The sequence below is a fragment of the Waltera sp. genome, from assembly GCF_046969025.1.
GTDB classification, from domain to species: Bacteria; Bacillota; Clostridia; order Lachnospirales; family Lachnospiraceae; genus Acetatifactor; species Acetatifactor acetigignens.
In genome coordinates this window covers 1-2,065 of sequence record NZ_JBKVQF010000049.1, presented here as the reverse complement: position 1 = coordinate 2,065, position 2,065 = coordinate 1, and the positions used below count along the sequence as shown (strand labels likewise).

Sequence of the window (2,065 nt, the reverse complement as noted above, 5' to 3'; positions counted from 1 at the left end):
TTAGCGCGCCAGATTGTGGCTCTGGAGGCCAAGGGTTCGAATCCCTTTATCCACCTTTATTATGAGTGAAGTGTCGTAATGGCACGCTTGGTGTCATATTTATAGGGCTATCGCCAAGCGGTAAGGCACAGCACTTTGACTGCTGCATTCGCTGGTTCGAATCCAGCTAGCCCTGTTTTATTATGGGGTATTAGCTCAGTCGGTAGAGCACTTGACTTTTAATCAAGTTGTCGGGGGTTCGAATCCCCCATGCCTCACTAGGTGTTGTGATATCCTGATTTGGGGATTCGAACCCCCTGGTCGAGATCTCCCCATGCTTCACTTGGTTCTTTTATACAGCATCCTCACATTTTGAAAACCCCTTTCGGGGCTTTTTTTATTCCATTTTATAGAAGAAAGGAAATACTATGCAGACGAAAGAAAACAAGATGGGCGTCATGCCCATAGACAAATTACTGATCTCCATGTCACTGCCCATGATGATCTCCATGCTGGTACAGGCACTGTACAATATTGTGGACAGTATTTTCGTGTCCAGGATCAACGAATATGCCCTACGTGCTGTATCTCTGGCATTCCCCATCCAGAGTCTGATGATCGCTGTGGCGGTGGGAACAGCGGTAGGTATCAATGCCTTCTTGTCCAGAACCCTGGGAGAAAAGGATTTTGAGAAAGCCAATATTATTGCCAGAAACGGTATTTTTATCGCCATTGCCAGCTATATAGGCTTTGCGGTGATCGGTGCACTGATCAGCAGACCGTTTTTTTCCAGCCAGACGGAAGTTATGGAGGTGCGGGAATACGGTGTGACCTATCTGACGATCTGTTGTGTGGCGGGAATGGGTATTTTTCTGCAGACGACTTTTGAGAGGCTGTTACAGGCTACCGGTAAGACCATATATACGATGATTACCCAGTCAACCGGCGCGATCATCAATATCATTCTGGACCCGATCCTGATCTTTGGGTATTTCGGTATGCCCCGCATGGGAATCGCCGGTGCTGCAGTGGCTACCGTGTTTGGACAGATCGTTGCCGCATCCATGGCATTATGGTTTAATCTGAAATTCAATAAGGAACTGGATATTTCCATGAAAGGATTCCATCCCAACGGTCATCTGATCGGACAGATTTATAAGGTGGGAGCCCCTTCCATCGTGGTACAGGCTATCGGTTCCCTGATGACCTATGGAATGAACCTGATCCTGGCGGCATTCGGTTCCGCCCAGACAGTGTTCGGCATTTACTTTAAGCTGCAGAGCTTTGTGTTTATGCCGGTGTTTGGACTGAATAACGGCATGGTGCCTATCATTGCCTACAATTATGGCGCAAGGCATAAGGACCGGGTTATTAGGACGATTAAGCATAGTGTGGCTTACGGTGTGGGTATCATGTGCGTGGGACTGATTGTAATGCACATCTTCCCGGCACAGCTCATGCGTATGTTTGATGCGGAGGAAAGCCTGATCGCCATCGGTGTTCCGGCGCTGGAGACCATTTCCCTAAGCTTTGTGTTTGCTGGCTTCTGTATCGTGGTGGGAAGCGTATTCCAGGCACTGGGTAACGGCGTCTACAGTATGATCGTGTCCGTGGCCAGACAGATGTGCGTGCTGCTTCCGGTGGCAAAGCTTTTGTCCTTAAGCGGTGAAGTGACATTGATCTGGTGGGCCTTTCCCATCGCGGAACTGGCCAGCCTGCTCTTAAGTACCTATTTCCTCGTAAGGATCTATAAAAAGATCATATGCCACATTGGAGAACCGGTAACGACAAGAGAGATTACAGAATAAAATAGAAACAGATGTGGCGGGGATGCTTGACAAGCAAAAGGAAGGAAGAGTATAATTATTCAAGGTCCTTTGGCAGAGAGCATTCCCGTTTGTCAAGGTTTTAAACTAATCGTCAGATATGGCAGTTAGTAAGCGGATATGGCGGAAGTGGCAGACGCGATAGATTTAGGTTCTATTGTCAACAGACGTGCAGGTTCAAGTCCTGTTATCCGCATTGCGTAATTATGGAAGCATAGCTCAGCCGGGATGAGCGTTCGCCTCACACGCGAAAGGTCAGG

The 2,065-nt window shown here is 48.1% G+C and carries 1 protein-coding gene and 3 tRNA genes; all 4 read left to right on the top strand.

Going from position 1 to position 2,065, the window contains the following annotated elements; genetic code table 11:
• The first annotated feature begins 103 nt into the window (after nt 1-103).
• Nucleotides 104-175 (top strand) — tRNA-Gln (locus ACLTOH_RS15195).
• A gap of 9 nt (nt 176-184) precedes the next feature.
• Nucleotides 185-257, top strand: a tRNA-Lys gene (locus ACLTOH_RS15190).
• Between the two features lie 150 nt (nt 258-407).
• Nucleotides 408-1,787, top strand: coding sequence for an MATE family efflux transporter (locus ACLTOH_RS15185; protein ID WP_337418697.1), 1,380 nt, complete (start codon nt 408-410; stop codon nt 1,785-1,787).
• 132 nt (nt 1,788-1,919) lie between these two features.
• Nucleotides 1,920-2,001, top strand: a tRNA-Leu gene (locus tag ACLTOH_RS15180).
• Nucleotides 2,002-2,065 lie beyond the last annotated feature (64 nt).

Excerpts from the sequence above, each read along its gene's own strand:
- ACLTOH_RS15185 (WP_337418697.1), top strand. The coding sequence starts at position 408 with ATGCAGACGAAAGAAAACAAGATGGGCGTCATGCCCATAGACAAATTA.